This window comes from Streptomyces carpinensis, from assembly GCF_002154505.1.
GTDB classification, from domain to species: Bacteria; Actinomycetota; Actinomycetes; order Streptomycetales; family Streptomycetaceae; genus Streptomyces; species Streptomyces carpinensis.
In genome coordinates this window covers 1-1190 of sequence record NZ_MUBM01000722.1, presented here as the reverse complement: position 1 = coordinate 1190, position 1190 = coordinate 1, and the positions used below count along the sequence as shown (strand labels likewise).

Annotated in this window: 1 protein-coding gene and 1 pseudogene; one reads left to right on the top strand and one right to left on the bottom strand. The window is 74.1% G+C overall.

Annotation, left to right across the window (positions count from 1 at the left end):
• Positions 1-107, top strand: a pseudogene (locus BZY54_RS54490) (bifunctional DNA primase/polymerase); the annotation flags it as partial.
• A gap of 295 nt (positions 108-402) precedes the next feature.
• On the opposite strand, the gene ftsY reads toward BZY54_RS54490, so the two are convergent.
• Positions 403-1190: signal recognition particle-docking protein FtsY (gene ftsY, locus BZY54_RS48325; RefSeq protein WP_107420034.1), on the bottom strand; the 788-nt coding region annotated here is incomplete at its 5' end.

Sequence of the window (1190 nt, the reverse complement as noted above, 5' to 3'; positions counted from 1 at the left end):
GGCTGCGCCCGCCCGCCCTGGACGCGGCCAACCCCCCGGAGGCCCGCCTGCTGCTCGGCACCCTGGCGTACGTGGCCCATCGGTCGAGGGCCCGGGAGAGCTACTAGGACAGCCGGCGGCACCCGCGCCGGCCGCGGCACCGGGACGCCAGTCCGCCTCTCGCCCCCTCCTGCACCGCTCACGGGGACGCCCGCCCACCCCCTCAGGCCTCGTGACTGACCGGCACAGCTCTCACGGCTCGCAAGCGGCACACCTTTCACACCCCTGGGCCCGGCTCTCGCACCCCTGTGCCCGCGCATCTCCCACCGACGTCTCCGGCACCCGCGCCCTCGCCCCGTACGACGACAGCGCCCGTCCCCCACTGGACCAGGGGGCGGGCGCTGCCGTTGCGGAGGGGGTGCGTCAGTCCCCGATGAGGGCGTCGACGAACGCCTCCGGCTCGAACGGGGCCAGGTCGTCCGCGCCCTCGCCGAGCCCGATCAGCTTGACCGGGACGCCCAGCTCGCGCTGGACCGCGACCACGATGCCGCCCTTGGCCGTGCCGTCGAGCTTGGTGAGCACGATGCCGGTGATGTCGACGACCTCTGCGAAGACGCGGGCCTGGACCAGGCCGTTCTGTCCCGTCGTGGCGTCGAGCACGAGCAGCACCTCGTCCAGCGGGGCGTGCTTCTCGACGACGCGCTTGACCTTGCCGAGCTCGTCCATGAGACCGGTCTTGGTGTGCAGGCGGCCGGCGGTGTCGATCAGCACCACGTCGGCGCCCATCTCCTTGCCCTCCTTCACCGCGTCGAAGGCGACGGAGGCGGGGTCACCGGCCTCCGGGCCGCGCACGGTGTAGGCGCCGACCCGCTCGCCCCAGGTCTGCAGCTGGTCGGCGGCGGCGGCGCGGAAGGTGTCGGCGGCGCCGAGCACGACGCTGCGGCCGTCGGCCACCAGGACGCGGGCGAGCTTGCCTGTGGTGGTCGTCTTGCCGGTGCCGTTGACGCCGACGACCATCACGATGCCCGGCTTGCTGGTGGCCGGCTCGGTCTTCACCACACGGTCCATGGCGGGGCCGACCAGCGTGAGCAGCTCCTCGCGCAGCAGCCCGCGCAGCTCCTCGGGGGTGCGGGTGCCGAGCACGCGGACGCGCTCACGCAGCCGCTCGACCAGCTCCTGGGTGGGCTGCACGCCGACGTCGGCGGTCAGCA